The 16,411-nt window shown below is 68.9% G+C and carries 14 protein-coding genes; 7 read left to right on the forward strand and 7 right to left on the reverse strand.

Annotated elements, in window-relative coordinates:
- Nucleotides 1-13: 13 nt before the first annotated feature.
- Nucleotides 14-3,583, reverse strand: coding sequence for a response regulator (locus AB4851_RS28200; RefSeq protein WP_414449708.1), 3,570 nt, complete (start codon nucleotides 3,581-3,583; stop codon nucleotides 14-16).
- Nucleotides 3,584-4,240: 657 nt separating this feature from the next.
- Between AB4851_RS28200 and AB4851_RS28205 the strand changes: the two genes are divergently transcribed.
- The 3 genes from AB4851_RS28205 (at nucleotide 4,241) to AB4851_RS28215 (ending at nucleotide 8,873) form a co-directional block, all read left to right on the forward strand.
- On the forward strand, nucleotides 4,241-5,353 hold the full coding sequence (locus AB4851_RS28205; protein ID WP_414449709.1) for a Ku protein: 1,113 nt from the start codon (nucleotides 4,241-4,243) through the stop codon (nucleotides 5,351-5,353).
- A gap of 24 nt (nucleotides 5,354-5,377) precedes the next feature.
- Complete coding sequence (gene ligD, locus AB4851_RS28210; protein ID WP_414449710.1) at nucleotides 5,378-8,272, forward strand: DNA ligase D; 2,895 nt, start codon at nucleotides 5,378-5,380, stop codon at nucleotides 8,270-8,272.
- 100 nt (nucleotides 8,273-8,372) lie between these two features.
- A complete protein-coding gene (locus AB4851_RS28215) occupies nucleotides 8,373-8,873 on the forward strand; it encodes a DUF2591 domain-containing protein (protein WP_414449711.1) in 501 nt (166 codons plus the stop codon).
- Here AB4851_RS28215 and AB4851_RS28220 read toward each other — a convergent pair.
- Complete coding sequence (locus AB4851_RS28220; protein WP_414449712.1) at nucleotides 8,870-9,658, reverse strand: HAD-IIB family hydrolase; 789 nt, start codon at nucleotides 9,656-9,658, stop codon at nucleotides 8,870-8,872. The two genes, AB4851_RS28215 and AB4851_RS28220, sit on opposite strands and share 4 nt — an antisense overlap.
- 232 nt (nucleotides 9,659-9,890) lie before the next feature.
- Here AB4851_RS28220 and AB4851_RS28225 point away from each other — a divergent pair, with 232 nt between their 5' ends.
- Both AB4851_RS28225 and AB4851_RS28230 read left to right on the forward strand, forming a co-directional pair.
- Nucleotides 9,891-10,088 (forward strand): hypothetical protein, encoded by a 198-nt coding sequence (locus AB4851_RS28225; RefSeq protein ID WP_414449713.1) that lies wholly within the window; start codon nucleotides 9,891-9,893, stop codon nucleotides 10,086-10,088.
- A gap of 101 nt (nucleotides 10,089-10,189) precedes the next feature.
- Entirely contained in the window at nucleotides 10,190-11,449 is a 1,260-nt protein-coding gene (locus AB4851_RS28230) for an MFS transporter (RefSeq protein WP_414449714.1), read from the forward strand.
- Nucleotides 11,450-11,557: 108 nt separating this feature from the next.
- Here the strand turns inward: AB4851_RS28230 and AB4851_RS28235 are convergent, their stop codons facing one another.
- Nucleotides 11,558-12,466, reverse strand: coding sequence for an alpha/beta fold hydrolase (locus AB4851_RS28235; RefSeq protein ID WP_414449715.1), 909 nt, complete (start codon nucleotides 12,464-12,466; stop codon nucleotides 11,558-11,560).
- An 87-nt stretch (nucleotides 12,467-12,553) separates the two neighbouring features.
- On the opposite strand from AB4851_RS28235, the gene AB4851_RS28240 reads away from it, so the two are divergent.
- On the forward strand, nucleotides 12,554-12,949 hold the full coding sequence (locus tag AB4851_RS28240; RefSeq protein ID WP_414449716.1) for a MerR family transcriptional regulator: 396 nt from the start codon (nucleotides 12,554-12,556) through the stop codon (nucleotides 12,947-12,949).
- A 96-nt stretch (nucleotides 12,950-13,045) separates the two neighbouring features.
- Here AB4851_RS28240 and AB4851_RS28245 read toward each other — a convergent pair whose 3' ends face one another.
- A complete protein-coding gene (locus AB4851_RS28245) occupies nucleotides 13,046-13,384 on the reverse strand; it encodes a hypothetical protein (protein WP_414444752.1) in 339 nt (112 codons plus the stop codon).
- A gap of 97 nt (nucleotides 13,385-13,481) precedes the next feature.
- Here AB4851_RS28245 and AB4851_RS28250 point away from each other — a divergent pair, with 97 nt between their 5' ends.
- A complete protein-coding gene (locus AB4851_RS28250; protein WP_414449717.1) occupies nucleotides 13,482-13,649 on the forward strand; it encodes a hypothetical protein in 168 nt (55 codons plus the stop codon).
- Between the two features lie 21 nt (nucleotides 13,650-13,670).
- On the opposite strand, the gene AB4851_RS28255 is transcribed toward AB4851_RS28250, so the two are convergent.
- The 3 genes from AB4851_RS28255 to AB4851_RS28265 are packed head-to-tail and all read right to left on the reverse strand — an operon-like array spanning nucleotide 13,671 to nucleotide 16,344.
- Nucleotides 13,671-14,582: an NAD(P)-dependent oxidoreductase gene (locus tag AB4851_RS28255; protein ID WP_414449718.1), complete on the reverse strand. Its 912-nt coding sequence runs from the start codon at nucleotides 14,580-14,582 to the stop codon at nucleotides 13,671-13,673.
- Nucleotides 14,579-14,968 carry a carboxymuconolactone decarboxylase family protein gene (locus AB4851_RS28260; RefSeq protein WP_414444749.1) on the reverse strand — a complete coding sequence of 130 codons (390 nt, stop codon included), beginning with the start codon at nucleotides 14,966-14,968 and terminating at the stop codon, nucleotides 14,579-14,581. The genes AB4851_RS28255 and AB4851_RS28260 overlap by 4 nt, the downstream gene beginning before the upstream one ends.
- Nucleotides 14,965-16,344, reverse strand: a complete 1,380-nt coding sequence (locus AB4851_RS28265; RefSeq protein WP_414444748.1) for an MFS transporter — start codon at nucleotides 16,342-16,344, stop codon at nucleotides 14,965-14,967. Before AB4851_RS28265 ends, AB4851_RS28260 begins: the two co-directional genes overlap by 4 nt.
- Nucleotides 16,345-16,411 lie beyond the last annotated feature (67 nt).

Here is a 16,411-nt window from a genome sequence, read left to right on the forward strand (position 1 = left end):
GTCGATGTCCATCTCAGCGCTGCCGCAGCCAGACCCGGCAGAGCGACACGAGCTTGTCGATGTCGATCGGCTTCGAGATGTAATCGTCGGCGCCCGCCTCGATGCAGCGGATGCGGTCGTGCTCCATCGCCTTGGCGGTCAGCGCGATGATCGGCAACTGCAGGAAGCGCACGTCCTGGCGGATCGCGGCCGTGGCGGCCAGGCCGTCCATTTCGGGCATCATCACGTCCATCAGCACCAGGTCGATCTTGTGGCCTTGTTCAAGCACCTCCAACACTTCGCGGCCGTTGCGCGCGATGAACAATTTCGCGCCGAGCGGCTCGATCACGTGCGACAGCGCGAAGATGTTGCGCGCGTCGTCCTCGGCCAGCAGGATCGCGCTGCCCTCGAACACGTCGTCGCGCTGGCGCACCGTGCGCAGCATGCGCTGCTGCTCGGGCGCGAGCGTCGATTCCACGCTGTGCAGGAACAGCGTCACCTCGTCGAGCAGGCGCTCGGGCGAGCGCGCGCCCTTGATGATGATCGACTTCGAATAGCGGCGCAGGCGGTGTTCCTCGTCGACGGACAGCGTGCGGCCGGTGTAGACGATCACCGGCAGCAGCGCGCGCGCCGGGTCGGTCGCGAGCCGTTCGAGCAGGTCGTAGCCGGTGCCGTCGGGCAGCGCGAGGTCGGTCACCACGCAATCGAACTCGTTGCCGTCGAGCTGCTCGATGGCGCGCGCCAGCGTATCGACCGCCACGATGTCGGTGGTCTCGTTGCCGAGCAGCACGCGGATGCTCTCGCGCATCGCCAGGTCGTCCTCGATCACCAGCACGCGCTTGAGGCGATGTTGCAGGCGGCCTTCGAGGCGGCGGATCGCCGATTCGAGCGTAGCGCGCGCCGCCGGCTTCATCGTGTAGCCCACCGCGCCGAGGTGCAGCGCCTTCGCGGTGTGATCGGTGGCGGCCACGATATGGATCGGGATGTGGCGCGTCAGCGAATCGTTCTTCAGCCATTCGAGCACGGTCAGCCCCGAATGATCGGGCAGGCCCACGTCGAGCAGCACGGCGGTCGGCTGCATGTCGCGCACCAGCGCGATGCCCGAGCCGCCGTCGGCCGCGTGCACGAAATCGAAATCGAGTTCGTGCACGAGATCGCGCAGGATGCCGGCGAACACGAGGTCGTCCTCGATCGCGAGGATCAGGCGGCCGGGCCGCTGGCGGTCATGCCGGTCGTCGGCGATCGATTGCGCCGCCGTGGCCGAGGTGGCGGCCGTCACGGCCCGCTCGTGCGGATCACGCGACGGCGTGCTCGATGCGCCCGATGCGCCGGTCGTGAAACCGGCCGCGCCGAACGTGGCGGCCAGGCCCGGTGCGTCGGCCAGCATCGGCACCGCATCGCGCGGCGCACGTGCCGAATGCAGCGCGCCGGCGTCCGGCGTGCCTTCGGCATCCACCGTCCACGCCGCCTCGGCCGGCAGCCACAGCGTGAAGACGCTGCCCGCGCCGAGTTCGCTGGCCACGCCGATCCGTCCGCCCAGCAATTCCGCGAAGCGGCGCGAGATCGACAAGCCCAGGCCGCTGCCGCCGTAGTGGCGGCTGGTCGAGCCGTCGGCCTGCTGGAACGCCTCGAAGATCATTTCGAGCTTGTCGGCGGCGATGCCGATGCCGGAGTCGCGCACGTCGAAACGGATCTGGCCCGACGCGTCCGCGGAGATGCTCAGCGCCACCTCGCCGCGCTCGGTGAACTTCAGCGCGTTGGACAGCAGGTTGCGCAGGATCTGCACGAGCCGCTGGCTGTCGGTCACGATCGTCGCCGGCGCGCCGGGCGCGCGCGAAATCGTCAGCGCGAGCGGCTTGGCGGCCGCGATCGGCTCGAACATCTCGCGCAGCGACTGCATGACCGGTTCGAGCGCCACCCACTCGGGCTCCATCGTGACCTGCCCGGCCTCGACCTTCGACAGATCGAGAATGTCGTTGATCAGGTTCAGCAGGTCGCTGTTCGAGCTGTGGATGGTTTCGGCGTAATGGACCTGTTCCTTGGTCAGATTGCCGCCACGGTTTTCCTGCAGCAGCCGCGCGAGAATCAGCGAGCTGTTCAGCGGCGTGCGCAACTCGTGCGACATGTTGGCAAGAAACTCGGACTTGTAGCGGCTGGTCTGTTCGAGTCGCGCCGCGTTGGCCGAGATCGACTCCTGCGCCGTCACGAGTTCTTCCTTCTGCCGCTCCAGGCGCTGTGCGTATTCCTCGAGTTGCGTGTTGGTCTGCTCGAGCTCGGCCTGATGCGACTGGAGCCGCGCCTGCGAATCGGTCAGCGCCCGCCCGCGCTCCTCCAGCCCTTCGTTGGCCACCCGCAGCTCTTCCTGCTGGACCTGCATTTCCTCGTTCAGCAGTTGCGCTTCCGCGAGCGTGTCCTGCAGGCGCTCGCGATATTGCGCGGCGGCGAGGAAGTCGCCCGTGCTGTTGGCGATCAGTTCCAGGAATTCGAGGTCGCGCGCCTCGATATCGCGCATGAAGGCCATTTCGACCACGCCGTTTACCGCATCGTCGCTCGTGACCGGCAGCACCACCAGGCCGCGCGGCGCGCTGCCGCCGAGGCCCGACGTCACCATCAGGTAGTTGTCGGGAATGTCCTTGAGCACCACCGTGCGGCGCGACGTGGCGGCCTGGCCGATCAGGCTTTCGGCGTCGCGGAAGCTGCGGGCGCCGCCGGCGGCGGCATCCGCGCTGAAGCCGTGCGTGGCGACCCGGCGCAGCTCGCCGCTGGTCGCGTCGCGCACGTAGAGCGCCGAGACGAACGCGTCGAGGTAGTGCGCGAGGAAATCGAGCGTGGCCTGCCCCACCGAGGCGGCGCTGCTCTGTCCGACCATCTTTTCCGCGAGCAGGCGCTGGCCCGAGCGCACCCACACCTGCCGTTTCAGCACGTCGGTGTGTTCGACCTGCTGGCGCAGCGCGTCGTCATAGGTGCGCGACAGTTCGAGCAACTCGCGCCGGCCGCGCCACGCCAGGAACGCGCTGACCAGCACGCTGAACAGCACGAACACGCTGACGAGCACCGCCGTCAGGCTCCGGGCGGCGTCGCCGCGTTGCTGGCGCAGCGCCAGTTCGACGTCGAGGAAGCCCGCGAACTCGCGGCGGATTTCGTCGAATTCCTGCTGGCCGCGGCTCGAACGCACCGCGCCGCTGTAATCGAGGTTCTTGCGGCGCAGCTCGATGATGTCGTCCGCGTTGCGGTTCCAGCGCGTCTGGATCGCCTGGATGCGCTTGAGCGTCTCGACCTGGGGCGGGTTGTCGGCCACCAGCTTCACCAAGCCGTCGATCTCGGCCTGGAAGCGGCTTTCGTCGAGTTCGTAAGGTGATAGAAAGCGTTCGTCGCCGGTGATCAGGTAGCCGCGCATCGACGCCTGGCGTTCGACCGCCAGCCGCATCATTTCGTTGGCATTGCCGATCACCCGCTCCGAGTGCTCGACCCAGCTCATGGTGGAGGTCAGATACAGCACCAGCCCGATGAACACCGCGACGCTCACCAGGCCCATGCCGAGCGGTAACGCGATATTGCGCTGGATGATCTTGCGGAAAGTGAGCGGGTCGAGAGCTTCGGTCATTGGGTCCTTTGTGCTTTTTAATCCGCGCATCGGCCGGCAAATGCCTCGACTTCGTCCGGGTGAGCGGACGCGGGAATCGGGCGTGCGGGAACGGGTCGGCGGGTAGCGCACCCGCACTTTACAGGGCATGGATCGCTCGCGAAACTGCGATCTCGCTGTGGGGGGCGGTGGAGGGGGTGGCGGCGCTTCGACTTGCCGGGTTTGGGTCGATTTTGGGGCCGTTATTGGACCCACTTCGGGCCCACTTCGGGCCTGCTTCGGGGCGGCTTTGGATCGGTTTTCTGCCCGGCCGCTGCGCGTCGGTTGCCCGGCCGTCCCGGTGCCGCCGGCCCGGCTGCGTCGCGCCGGCAGGCGACATCGGCCGCCACCACGGCTCGCTTTTTTACAAACCGGCAGCAGGATTTGCGCGACGCCGGCCGGCTGGCCCCCGCGAATCGCCTGGCCGACCGGATGCTCCGACGCACGGGTGCGCTGCCGCCGCAGCCGGACCGACGCGAATCGGCCTGCCGATCGGCCCTCCCCGCCGCGCGGCACGCCTCTTGCGAACATCTCGATCCATCCTGCGAAAACCCGAACTCGGCCCGCCCCGCGCGCGGCAAGCGGGAACGCGGCACGGCGAAAAGCCCTTCGCCATCCGAATCACTCACGGAGCACGCGATGCCTGCCATGATCTGGAAAGGAGCGATCAGCTTCGGGCTGGTCCATGTGCCGGTGCAACTGGTGCCGGCCACGCGCACCGTCAAGCCGTCGTTTCACCTGCTCGACCAGCGCTCGATGGACCCGGTCGGCTACCGGCGCGTGAACAAGCGCACCGGCCGCGAGGTGCCGCGCGAGGACATCGTGCGCGGCTACGAATACGAAAAGGAACGCTACGTCGTGCTGAGCGACGACGAAATCCGCGCCGCGAACCCCGAATCGACGCGCTCGATCGACATCGTGACGTTCGTCGAGGCCGCCGCCGTGTCGTTCCTGTATCTCGACACGCCGTATTACCTGCTGCCCGACCGCAACGGCGAGAAGGTCTATGCGCTGCTGCGCGAGGCGCTCGTCGATACCGGCAAGATCGGCATCGCGCACGTGGTCATCCACGAGCGGCAGCATCTGGCGGCGCTGATTCCGGTGGGCGCGGTGCTCGCGCTCGATCTGCTGCGCTGGGATAACGAACTGCGCCCGCTCGACGAATTCGCGGCCGGCCGGGCCAGCGCCCGGAAGGCCGGCGTCAGCGCCCGCGAGCGGCAGATGGCCGGCAAGCTGATCGACGACATGTCGGGCAACTGGTCGCCGGACGCCTATCGCGACACGTTTCGCGACGACATCCTGGCGCTCGTCGAACGCAAGATCAAGGCCGGCAAATCGAAGAAGGTCGAAACCCCCGCCGCCGGCAAGCCGCGCGCGCCGTCGAACGTTCTCGACCTGACCGAGCTGCTGCGCCGCAGCCTGAGCGGCAAGCGCGGGCGGCAGGCAAACGGCGGGGCGCGGCCCGAGGCGGCCGCGAGCGACGGCGGCGGTCGCGACAATCGCGACAATCACGACAAGCCGGTTCGCAAGAAGGTGGCGGCGAAGGCCGCCAAGGCCGCCGGGAAAGCCGCCCCGACCGGCAAGCGCGCGCCGAAGGAATCGGCATCGGCATCGACGAAAAAGAAGCCCCCCGGCAAGACGGCGACGAAACAGGCTGCCGCCAAGCGCCCCGTCGCGAAGAAAACGGCCGCCGCCAAACCGAAGGCCGCCGCGGCCGCTCGCGGCAACGCGCCCAAGCGCCGGGCCGCCTGAGCCCGAACCGATACCGGAGCGCCGATGCCGACCCGCAAGCTCGCCGACTACCGCCGCAAGCGCCGTTTCGACGCGACGCCCGAACCGAGCGGCGCGCCCGCCCGCGCCGTCCGTTCGGCCCCGGCCGCCCGCGCCGCCCCGGCTGCGCTGCGGTTCGTCGTGCAGGAGCATCACGCGCGGCATCTGCATTACGACTTCCGGCTCGAACTCGACGGCGTGCTCAAATCCTGGGCCGTTCCGAAGGGGCCGAGCCTGGACCCTTCGGTCAAGCGGCTCGCCGTGCAGGTCGAGGATCATCCGCTCGATTACGGCGCGTTCGAGGGCGACATTCCCGTCGGCCATTACGGCGCCGGCAGCGTGCGGATCGACGACGCCGGCCACTGGATTCCGGACGGCGGGCAGGCCGGCGCGCGGCGCGGCTACCGCGACGGCAAGCTCACGTTCGCGCTCGAAGGCGGCAAGCTGCACGGGCGCTGGTCGCTGGTGCGCACGCGCTCGATCGGGCACGGCAAGCAGACATCGTGGCTGCTGATCAAGGCCCGCGACGAGGCGGCGAGCGAGGCGCCGGGCAGCGCCAACAAGGTGAAGCGCCGCGCCAAGGTCTCGCCGAGCGAGACCGCCCACGCCGTGGCGAGCACCGCCGCCAACGCAACCCTCCGCGCCAAGGCCTCGTCGAGCGCTGCAAAGAGCGAGGCGGCTCACGTCACACCGGGCACCACCGCGAAGACGAATCGCCGCGCCAAGTCCTCGCCGAGCGCTGCAACGAGCAAGGCCGTCCGTGCCACACCGGGCACCGTCGCCAAGGCAAACCGCCGCGTCAAGGTTTCGTCGAACGCTGCAACGAGCAACGCCGTCCGTGCCACACCGGGCACCGCCGCAAAGACGAAGCGCCACGCCAAGTCCTCGTCGAACGCCGCCCCCTCCCACCCCGCCCCCGCAGGCCGCCGCGCCGCCCTGCCCGAGCGCCTCAGTCCCCAGCTCGCGACGCTCGTCGATGCGCCCCCTCCCGGCGACGATTGGCGCTACGAAATGAAATTCGACGGCTATCGCGTGCTGATCCGCATCGCCGGCAGCGGCCGGCGGCGCTCGGCGCAAATCTACACGCGCGAGGGCAACGACTGGAGCGCGAAATTTCATACGCAGTGCGAAGCCCTCGCCGCATTGCCGGTGCGCAACGCCTGGTTCGACGGCGAGGCGGTGGTGGCCGACCCGAACGGCGCACCGAGCTTCGCGGCGCTGCAACAGGCGCTGTCGTCCGGCGACGACGGCGCGATCACCTTGTTCCTGTTCGACGTCCCGCATCTGGACGGCCGCGCGTTGCAGGATCTGCCGCTCGATGCGCGTCGCGCGCTGCTCGCGCAGCGGCTCGGCGAAGCGGCGTCGCCCCATCTGCGGCTCTCGCCGACGCTCGACGGCGAGACGGCCGAACTGCTCGCGGCGGCGGCCGAGGCCGGGCTCGAAGGCCTGATCGGCAAGCGCGGCGGCAGCCGCTACCGCGCCGGGCGCGGCGACGCATGGATCAAGCTGAAATGCCGACAGCGGCAGGAGTTCGTGATCGGCGGCTACACCGATCCGCAAGGCAGCCGCGAAGGCCTCGGCGCGCTGCTGCTCGGCGTGTTCGACGCGCCGGGCGGCCGCAACGGCGGACGCCACAGCACGGCGACGCTGCGCTACGCGGGCCGCGTCGGCACCGGCTTCGACCGGCGCCAGCTCGCGTCGCTGCTGCGCCAACTGCAGGCCGTCGAGCGGGCGCGCACGCCGTTCGCGACACCGCCGAAACCGCGCGGCGGCGGCGCCGTGCACTGGGTCGCGCCCACGCTCGTGGCCGAATGCGAGTTCGCGAACTGGACGGCGGACGGCCTCGTGCGCCAGGCGGCGTTCGTCGCGCTGCGCGACGACAAGCCCGCTTCGCGGATCGTCCGCGAAACGCCCGCGCCCGCACCGACACCCGCACAGCGCGCACCCGGCAAGCCGCCCTCCGCCACGCCCCCGGACCGACGACCCATGACGAAACAGCGCAGCGACGCCGACCTTCACGGCGTGCGCATCACCCACCCCGAGCGCGTGATCGACGCCGACAGCGGCGCGACCAAGCTCGACCTGGTGCACTACTACGCGGCGCTCGCGCCGTGGCTGCTGCCGCAACTGCACGGCCGGCCGGTGTCGCTGGTGCGGTACATGAAAGGCGTCGGCGGCCCGTCGTTCTTTCAGAAGCACGCAGGCAGGCAAGGCATGACGTTCGTCACGCGGCATCCCGGGCTCGACCCCGGCCACGACGCGCTGATCACGCTCGACGACGCGGCCGCGCTGATCCACGCCGCGCAATTCGACACCATCGAATTCCATACCTGGAACGCCTCGATCGACCGGATCGAGCGCCCCGACCGGCTCGTGTTCGATCTCGACCCGGACCCGTCGCTGCCGTGGCGCGCGATGACCGACGCGGCGGGGCTGGTGCGCGCGCTGCTCGACGAACTCGGGCTCGCATCGTTCTGCAAGACGAGCGGCGGCAAGGGCCTGCACGTGGTCGCGCCGATCAGCCGCCACACGTCGTGGGACGACGCGCGCGATTTTTCGCAGGACGTCGCCCGGCACCTGGCCGCGACGCTGCCCGAACGCTTCACCGCGACGATGGGGCCGAAGCACCGGAAGGGGCTGATCTTCGTGGACTATCTGCGCAACGGGCGCGGCGCGAGCACCGTGGCCGCCTACTCGGCGCGCGCGCGGCCCGGGCTCGGCGTATCGGTGCCGCTTGCCTGGGACGAGGTGCCGGAGACGCGCGGCGGCGCGCAATGGACCATCGCGAACGTCGCCGCGCGGCTCGCGGCGCTTGAACGCGACCCGTGGGAGGGCTACGGCGACGTGTGGCAACGGCTCACCGCCGCGATGCGCAAGCGGCTCGCGCCCGGTTCGGGTTGAGGCCCGGCGGCGCGCCCGCCTCGATGCGGGCGCGGGCATGAATGCTGCGGCACGTTCCGCATCCCCCTCACCGCCCCATTTCCAGCCCTGGACCCCTGCCATGCAAACCGACCGACTCGATGCCCGAGAACTCGACTACTGGACCTTGCGCGCCCTGGCGCATGACGACCGCCCGCTGGTGTTCGTCGCCACCGAACCGGAGATCGTCGCCACCGTCGCGAGCGGCGATTTCTCGCGAATGGACCAGCGCGTGTCGGCGTCCACCGATTGGGCGGATGCCGCCGCCGTGCTCGAACGCGTCGCCGACCTGCGCGCGACCCGCCTCGACGACGGCGTCACCCGCGTCGAAGCGCGCTTCGCGGGCTTGCCCGATCTGACGCTCGCCGCCCACGGCGAAGGCCCGACCTTGCGCGTGGCGCTGTTGCGGGCGTTTGTCCGCGCACGCTTCGGCGACACGGTCGGGCCGGTGCCCGGCGAGCCGCACGTCGTGCAAAACGGGCAAGTGACAGCGCACGAAGCCGGCGCGCCGCTGCCGCACGGCGGTCAGCGCCGCGATGCGCCGCGCGACACGCACGAGATCGGCGCGCTGCCGCGCCCCTAGCCCGCCCGGCCCGTCGAACGCAGGATCGCCTGCGCGAACTCCACGAAGCCCGCACCGCCCGGCCCGCGCGTGATCCAGCGCGGCGCCACCGGCAGGTGCGGCAGGTAATCCACCACCGTGCTGACGCCGGCCGTGTGCGTGAAGAACGCGAACATCGGCGCGTCGTTGGTGGAATCGCCCGAATAGGCGACCGACGCGCGGGCGGCGTCGGCGTCCAGGCCATAGGTGTCGGCCAGCACGCGCAGCGACATCGTCAGCTTGTCGTAGCCGCCGATCCAGCCGAGCACCCAGAGGTTGTTGATCGTCGCATCCGCCCCGGCCTGCCGCAGCGCCTCGACGAGGCGGCGGTCGGCGGCCTCGCCCGTGCGGCGATAGGCGAGGCTCGTCAGGCGGAACGCCTGATCGTCGGCTTCCCGCGCCTCGGGCACGGCGCGTTGCACGGCTTGCGCCACCGCCTGCAGTTGCGCGCGTACCGGTTCGAGCCGGTCGGGCGCGTGCCAGAACCGGCGCTCGACCTCGTGCCCGTGCGCCCCGCGCCGCAGGAACAGGCCGCCGTTTTCGGCAATCACGCCGTCGACCGGCCACATCCGGGCCATCTGATCGCACCACCCGGCCGGCGCCGCCGTGACCGGCACCACGCGAATGCCGCCCGCCTCCAGTTGCGCCAGCGCCGTATAGGTGTCGGCGGACAGCCGGCCTTGGTAGGTCAGCGTTTCATCCATGTCCGTGAGCACGAACCGGACGGCCGAGAATTGATCGGCGCGGGCGTCGGAAAGGGGTTGCATGATGGCCGGTGGGCAGGAATGGCCGCAAATTATGACGGCCAAGCGGGCCGGCGCTTCGTCGAATTGCGCGAATGCATATCGCGATTCGTCGATAACGGCGACGCGCGGCGCGCTTGCCCGCCGCAATGCGACGGCCGGCACTTGACTAAAAATGCGACGAATTTGTCGCCTTCAAGCGTATGCGCGCAGCCATCGCCGCGATGGTTCGCATTGCACGCCGTGCCGAGCGCCGGTGGGCAGCTTCGCCGAGCGCCTTGCGCCGAGCGCCTCGGCGCGCGCCGGCCGGTTGGATATCGGCGCGCGCGACGGCGAATCGGGCCGCGCCATTCGCGTTTTCCTCGCCTACGCCGGCCCGTCGCGCGCCGTCACGCGCCACGCGCCGCGCGTTGACACGGCCGATTCCGCCACGTACGCTGCGCGACTGCAGTGAGACGTCCTGTCCACTTGCCGTAAGCGTTTACGTCAATCAACGCGCAATCGGGTTCCGGCACGTTCGCCTCGCCGAGGAACCCATGCGCTCGAGATTCGCGTATGCACATCCGCTCTTACGGCATTCCCGCCTTTCTGTCGTCCCTCCCGGCTTCGGCCCGTTGCGCGTTGGCGCTCGGCTTTTGCATCGGCTTCGCGGACGGCGTGATGCTGCCCTTCCTCGCGCTGTGGGCCGAGCACGCGGCCCATGTGTCGTCGCGCTTCGTCGGCCCGTTGCTGGCCTGCTATTCGGCAGGAGAACTGATCGCCACGCCGTGGCTCGGCGGCGCGGCCGACCGCTGGGGCCGCCGGCCCGTGCTGCTCGCCTCGTTGCTCGGGGTGGGCGGCGGCTTCATGCTACTGCCGTTCTGCCAGGGCGCCATCGAGATCGCGGCGGTGCTGCTCGCGATCGGCGTGGCCGAATGCGCACTGCATCCGACCGTCTCGACCGTGATCGCCGATGTCGTCGCGCCGGCCCGGCACCGGCAGGCGTTCGCGTGGGCGCGCGGCGTCTCGGGCCTCGGCCGGATCGCCGGGCCGGCAACCGGCGCGATGCTCGCCGCGCCTGCGCTCGGCGGCGTGTTCTTCGGGGCGGCCGGCGCCTTGCTGGCCGCGGCGTTGATGGTGCTCGCATGGATGCCCGAGACGCGTCACCCCGGCAGCCATCACAACGACAACGAAGACGAGGACGACGAGCCGGGCCTCGCCGGCCTGCTGCCGGCGTTTCGCGACCGGCAGTTGGCATCGATGCTCGGCTGGCTGCTGTGCGTCGAGATCTGCGCGGGTTGGGTGCCGGCCGTGCTGCCGCTGTTCGCGCACGACACCGGGCTGCTCACGCCCGCGCAGGTCGGCTGGCTGTTCACGTATGGTGCGGCGCTGCTGGCCGGGTTGCAGGTGGCGACGGCGGGCAGGCTGGCCCGTGTGGAAGGCGGCGCGCTGGTCTGGAGCAGCGCGCTCGCGTTGGCCGCCGCGTTCGCGGCGATCCTGCTGCTCGGCGGCGTGGCCGGGCTGGCGGTCGGCATGACGCTGCTGTCGCTGAACCAGATGCTGCTCGGGCCGTTGGTGCCGGCCACGCTCGGCGCGCTCGCGCCGCCGCATCGGCGCGCCGTGTACATGGCGGCCGGCTCGGTCGTCAACGATCTGGAAGACACGCTCGGGCCGGCGATCGGCACGCTGGTGTACGGGGTGTCGCCGCGCCTGCCGTGGATCGTCGGCATCCCGCTCGCGCTCGGCGCGGGTTTCGCGTTGTCGAGACGAATGCGGCGAATGCAGCGGGCAGGCCGCCGCGAGGCGGAATCGGACAGCCGCGCGCCGGAGCTGTGAGCAAGATGCCGTGCGCAGGCGACGGCGGAAGCCGCCGCCGAGGCGCTGGCCGTGCTTCGGCCCGCGTCAGTCGGCCGAGCGGGGAAAAAGCGCTGATCGATCACACCGTCATTTCCCGAACACCGAGCCGGCGAACGCGGCCAGATCGCGATTGAAACGCGCCGGCTCGTCGGCGAACGGCGCGTGCCCCGATTCGGGGTACACCTCGGTGACGATGCGCGGATTGAGTTCGGCCGCGCGCGCGAGCGTGGCCCGGGTGTCGACCAGCGCGTCCTGTCCGCCATAGAGGAACAGCAACGGCACCCGTGCGCGGCCGAGGCCGTCGGCGGCGAGCACCGTCATCGACGGCACCGCGCGCTGCATGTCCCACGACGCCATCGCGGCATTGGCCAGCAAGCGGTCGAACGTCGCCGCATCGGGCGCGCGGTTGAAACACAGCGCGACGAAGCTGTGCTCGCCATCGAGATGCGTCTTCAGATCGGGCGCGGTCATGTCCCGGTAAACCTCGGGATGACTGACGATCTGCCCCGCCGCGAGTTCGACCACGCCGTCCACATACACCGCGCCCGAGATCGCGCGATCGCCGTACTTGGCAAGGTAGTTCGAGATCACCACGCCGCCCAGCGACCAGCCGACCACGATCGGCTTGCGCGCATGCGAGCCGGCGATCACGGCCGCGAGATCGTCGGCCCAGCGGCCTCCGTCATGGTATGGCGCGGCGCCGGCGGGCTTGTCGGACAGGCCGTGACCGCGCAGGTCGTAGGTGATGACGCGGTATGGGCGCAGTTCGGGGCTGCCGACCTGTGCGTCCCAGTTCAGGTGGCTGCCGAGCAGCCCGTGCACGAACACGATCGGCGGGCCGTCGGGGTTGCCGCTTTCCTGCACCGCGAGCTTGACGCCGTCCGGCGAGGTGACGGTGTAACTGGCCGACGCGGCCCTGGCGGCCGGCGACGACGCGATCAAGGCCACGGCCCAGAGGCCGGCCAGCAGCAAACGATGGAAGAGTCGGGTGGACATGCGCTTTCCTGTGAAGGTTGACGAGCCGCTCAGTCTCAACCCTCACACTGATGTGAGAGTCAAGCGCTTCGTGCTAGGCTGGCCTTCATGAAAAATCCGCCCTTACCTGCCGCCCCCGCCTGGCTGACCATCGGCGACCTGTCGCAACGCACCGAGGCGAGCGTGCGCTCGATCCGGCACTACGACGCTCACGGCCTGCTTGCGTCGGTGCGCGCCGGCAACGGTTATCGGATGTTTCCCGAGAAAGCCGTCACGCAGGTCCGGCAGATCCAGCGCATGATCGCCACCGGCTTCACGATCGACGACATTCGCGGCTTTCCCGATTGCATGCTGCTGATCGAGGGCGCACGTTCGTGCGACCAGATCACCGGCGCGCAACGGCAACGGCTCGAAGCGATCGACCGCCAGATCGCCGATCTGGAAAAGCGTCGTGCGCGATTGATCAAGACGCTGCTGGAAGGCGCGGTGCCACCGGTCGAATGAGGCGCGGGTATCTGAACCCGGTTTGACCGACGGCCTGAACCGAAGCAAGGGTTCAGGCCGTGGAAGAGGAAACGATAGTGAATCGAAAAACCGCGATTACTGATACGCGCACACCTTGGCGGTGTCGTTCACCCAGCACGCGCCGTCGCGCTTCAGGATGCCCAGATCCGAATGCGCATGCGTGGCGCCCGGCTCCTCGTTCCAATACCCGTGCGCGCCCTCGTCGTCCATCAGCACGTAGGCAAAATACTTGGCCGGATGCTTGCCCCCGGCTCCGATCGAAAACGTGCCGTGCTCCTCGAGTTTGACCTCGCAAGGCCCGTCGAGATAAACCTTCTGATTCACCTGCAGCAGGCAGCGCCCGGTTTTGGCATAAGCCGAGGCCGGCGCGGCGACCACGGCCAGTGCGAGCAAAAGCAAGGGAATGGTTTTCACGTTGTTTTAATCTCTCAGGTTGATCGAACGCGAAGATATAGCATGATTTCAAGTACCGTCAATGGCAATCCCGGCCCACCGGCGGCGGGAAAAACCGATGCTGGAATCCGCGCATTCTCTTTTCAAACCGGCACCGGATATGAGCGTGTTTCCCGGCTTCGCACGCGAGATCGCCGACGCGGCGCGCGAGAACATCACGCTGCTCGCCACGATCGGCAGCCACATGAAAATGGCCGGCAGTCCAAACGACTGCCGGCCATCTTGATCGAGGCACAACCCGCTCCGCCTATTCGCCGCGCTCACCGCCCAACTCGACACCCGCCAGCAACTCGCTGAACCGCGCCATCTCGGTGTGATCCTTGCCATGCCCGAGCGTATTGACGGCCGCGCCCCACAAATCGCGGCACAACGACGAAAACGGCGCGGACACGCCGCCTTCGCTGGCCACCGTCAGCGCGATGCCGACATCCTTGGCCAGCAGATCCAGGCCGAAATTGCTGTTGAACGCACGCGACAGCACGAACTGCTTGAACTTCTTTTGCGTGCTGTTGTTCATGCCCGTCGAGGCATTGAGCACGTCGACCATCTTTTCCGTGTCGAGGCCGAACTGCTGGCCGATCAACAAGGCCTCGACGCCGATCAGAAAGCCGCCGGCCGACACCAGGTTGTTCAGCGCCTTCATCGCCTGCCCCGCGCCGATCCCGCCCACTTCCGTCACGCTCGTGCCCATCCGGCGCAGCAACGGCATCGCGCGCTCCACATGCCGTGGCTCGCCGCCGGTCATGATGGCCAGCTCGCCCGTGACCGCGCGCGACACGCCGCCCGACACCGGCGCGTCGATCGTCGCGTGGCCGGCCTCGGCCAGCTTCGCGGCGAGCGCCTGGGTGACGGTCGGCACGCCGGACGTCATGTCGATCACCAGCGCGCCCGGCGCGAACGTGCCGGCGAGCGGCAGCAGCGCGTCCTCGACATGGCGGCTGGTCGGCAGGATCGTGATGACGGCATCCGCGCCCTGCACCGTATCGGCCAGCGTGGCCGGCGCCGCGCCACCCACCTCGGCGGCGAAGCGCTCGCCGCGGCCGGGCGCCACATCGAACACGGCCACCTCGAACCCGCCTTCCACCAGCCGCGCCGCCATCGGCCAGCCCATGTTGCCGATGCCGACGAACGCGACCTTGCCGAAGCCCCCGGCGCTCACTTCAACGCCCCTTCGGCCACCAGCACCTCGTGCGCCGCCTTGAACGCCTTCAGGCCGTAGGGGATGCCCGAGTACGCCGTCGCATGCAGCAGCGCCGCCTTGATTTCCTCGACGCTCACGCCGTTGTTCAGCGCGCCCTTGACGTGCAGCTTCAGCTCGTCGGTGTGGCCCGCGACGGTCAGGATGCCCATCTGCATCAGGCTGCGCGTCTTGCGGTCGAGCGTGGCGTCGCCCCAGGCCCAGCCCCACGCCCACGAGGTCGTGGCGCGCTGGAACGACATCATGAAGTCGTCGGCCTTCTCCATCGATGCATCGACGTACGCGGCGCCAAGCACCTCGCGGCGAATCGGCATGCCTTTCTGGAACAGTGCGTCGTCTTCTTTCATGATTCAACTCCTTTGTTGAGAACTATCGATTCAGAGGGGGTGACCGATTCCAAGGACCGGCCGGTCGTACGCGGGCCGACCAGGGCGACGACGATCGCCACCATGAGCCAGCACGCCGAGATATACGAAAAGACGCTCAGGTAGCCCGCGCTCACATACAGCGCGCTGACGATGAACGGGCCGACCACATTGGTCAGGCGTCCTATGCCATAGCAGAACCCGGTGCCCAGCGAGCGCAGCCGCGTCGGATACGATTCGGGCGTGTAGATATAGAGCGTGGCGTTCATCAACTGGATCGAGAGCGTCACGAGCGCGCCGAAGATCACGATGAACAGCGGCGACGGCGCGAGCCCGTACGCCACCCCGCTCACCGCGATCACGACGGCATCGACGGCCACCACCCACTTGCGCTCGAAGCGCTCGACCACCGCCGTGCCGAGCCAGGCCCCGATCGGGTTGCAGATGGCGATCAGGCTCGCGTATTCCAGCGAATGCGCCACGCTGAAACCGCGCGCAACCAGCAGCGTGGGCACCCACGCCACGAAACCGTAGAAGCCCAGCGTCTGGAACACCCAGATCAGCGTCAGCCCGATCGTCTGCGCGCGGTAGCCCGGCGCGAACAGGTCGCGCACGGCCACCGGCTCGGCGCGGGCGGTGCCGGTTTCCACCGGCATCGCGGCCAGGGATTCGTTCGGATCACTGATTACCGTGCCGGCCGCGCGTTCCAGCTTGTCCACCGCGATCCGGGCTTCCTGCATGCGCCCTTTCAGCATCAGCCAGCGCGGCGATTCGAGCAGCCGCAGCGCGAACGGCAGCACCAGCAAGCCCAGGCTGCCCCACACGAACACCAGCCGCCACGCCCACGGTTCCATCGGCACCACCAGCCGCGCGACCCAGGCGGTGGCCGGAATGCCCATCAGCCCGAGCATGAAGATCGTGCTCATCACCTTGCCGCGCACGCGCGCCGGGAAGAACTCGCTGATGTAGACGTTCGCGATCACCGTCATGGCCGACAGGCCGATGCCGGTCAGGAACCGGAAGGTAGCGAGCGAATAGATGTCCCACGATGCCGCGTTCAGCAGCGAGAACACCGTGTACACGATGATGCTCGACACGAACGCGCGCTTTCGCCCCAGGCGATCGGCCAGCATCGCCCCGCACGCGCCGCCGATGAACATGCCGCCGAAACTCACCGACGTGATCAGCGCGACCGCATGCAGCGGAATGTGCCACTGGGCAACGATGGCCGGCGCTGCGTAGCCGAACGTGTTCAGGTCGGCGAGTTCGAAGAAGAACGCGAACGCGAGCACCCCCATCGCCATCTTGTGAAACCGGGTCAGCGGCAGGGCATCCAGCCGCGAACTGAGTGTACTCATTGTCTCCTCCGATTCTTGATTGTCTGACAATCCGTCAATCTGTCAGTTAACGCAGAATGACACACGA

The organism is Burkholderia sp. 22PA0099, assembly GCF_047497165.1.
Lineage (GTDB): Bacteria > Pseudomonadota > Gammaproteobacteria > Burkholderiales > Burkholderiaceae > Burkholderia.

Bases quoted from the DNA above. Each gene is read 5' to 3' on its own strand.
- AB4851_RS28200 (WP_414449708.1), bottom strand. From the start codon at position 3,583: ATGACCGAAGCTCTCGACCCGCTCACTTTCCGCAAGATCATCCAGCGC.
- AB4851_RS28205 (WP_414449709.1), top strand. From the start codon at position 4,241: ATGCCTGCCATGATCTGGAAAGGAGCGATCAGCTTCGGGCTGGTCCAT.
- ligD (WP_414449710.1), top strand. From the start codon at position 5,378: ATGCCGACCCGCAAGCTCGCCGACTACCGCCGCAAGCGCCGTTTCGAC.
- AB4851_RS28215 (WP_414449711.1), top strand. From the start codon at position 8,373: ATGCAAACCGACCGACTCGATGCCCGAGAACTCGACTACTGGACCTTG.
- AB4851_RS28220 (WP_414449712.1), bottom strand. From the start codon at position 9,658: ATGCAACCCCTTTCCGACGCCCGCGCCGATCAATTCTCGGCCGTCCGG.
- AB4851_RS28230 (WP_414449714.1), top strand. From the start codon at position 10,190: ATGCACATCCGCTCTTACGGCATTCCCGCCTTTCTGTCGTCCCTCCCG.
- AB4851_RS28235 (WP_414449715.1), bottom strand. From the start codon at position 12,466: ATGTCCACCCGACTCTTCCATCGTTTGCTGCTGGCCGGCCTCTGGGCC.
- AB4851_RS28240 (WP_414449716.1), top strand. From the start codon at position 12,554: ATGAAAAATCCGCCCTTACCTGCCGCCCCCGCCTGGCTGACCATCGGC.
- AB4851_RS28250 (WP_414449717.1), top strand. From the start codon at position 13,482: ATGCTGGAATCCGCGCATTCTCTTTTCAAACCGGCACCGGATATGAGC.
- AB4851_RS28260 (WP_414444749.1), bottom strand. From the start codon at position 14,968: ATGAAAGAAGACGACGCACTGTTCCAGAAAGGCATGCCGATTCGCCGC.
- AB4851_RS28265 (WP_414444748.1), bottom strand. From the start codon at position 16,344: ATGAGTACACTCAGTTCGCGGCTGGATGCCCTGCCGCTGACCCGGTTT.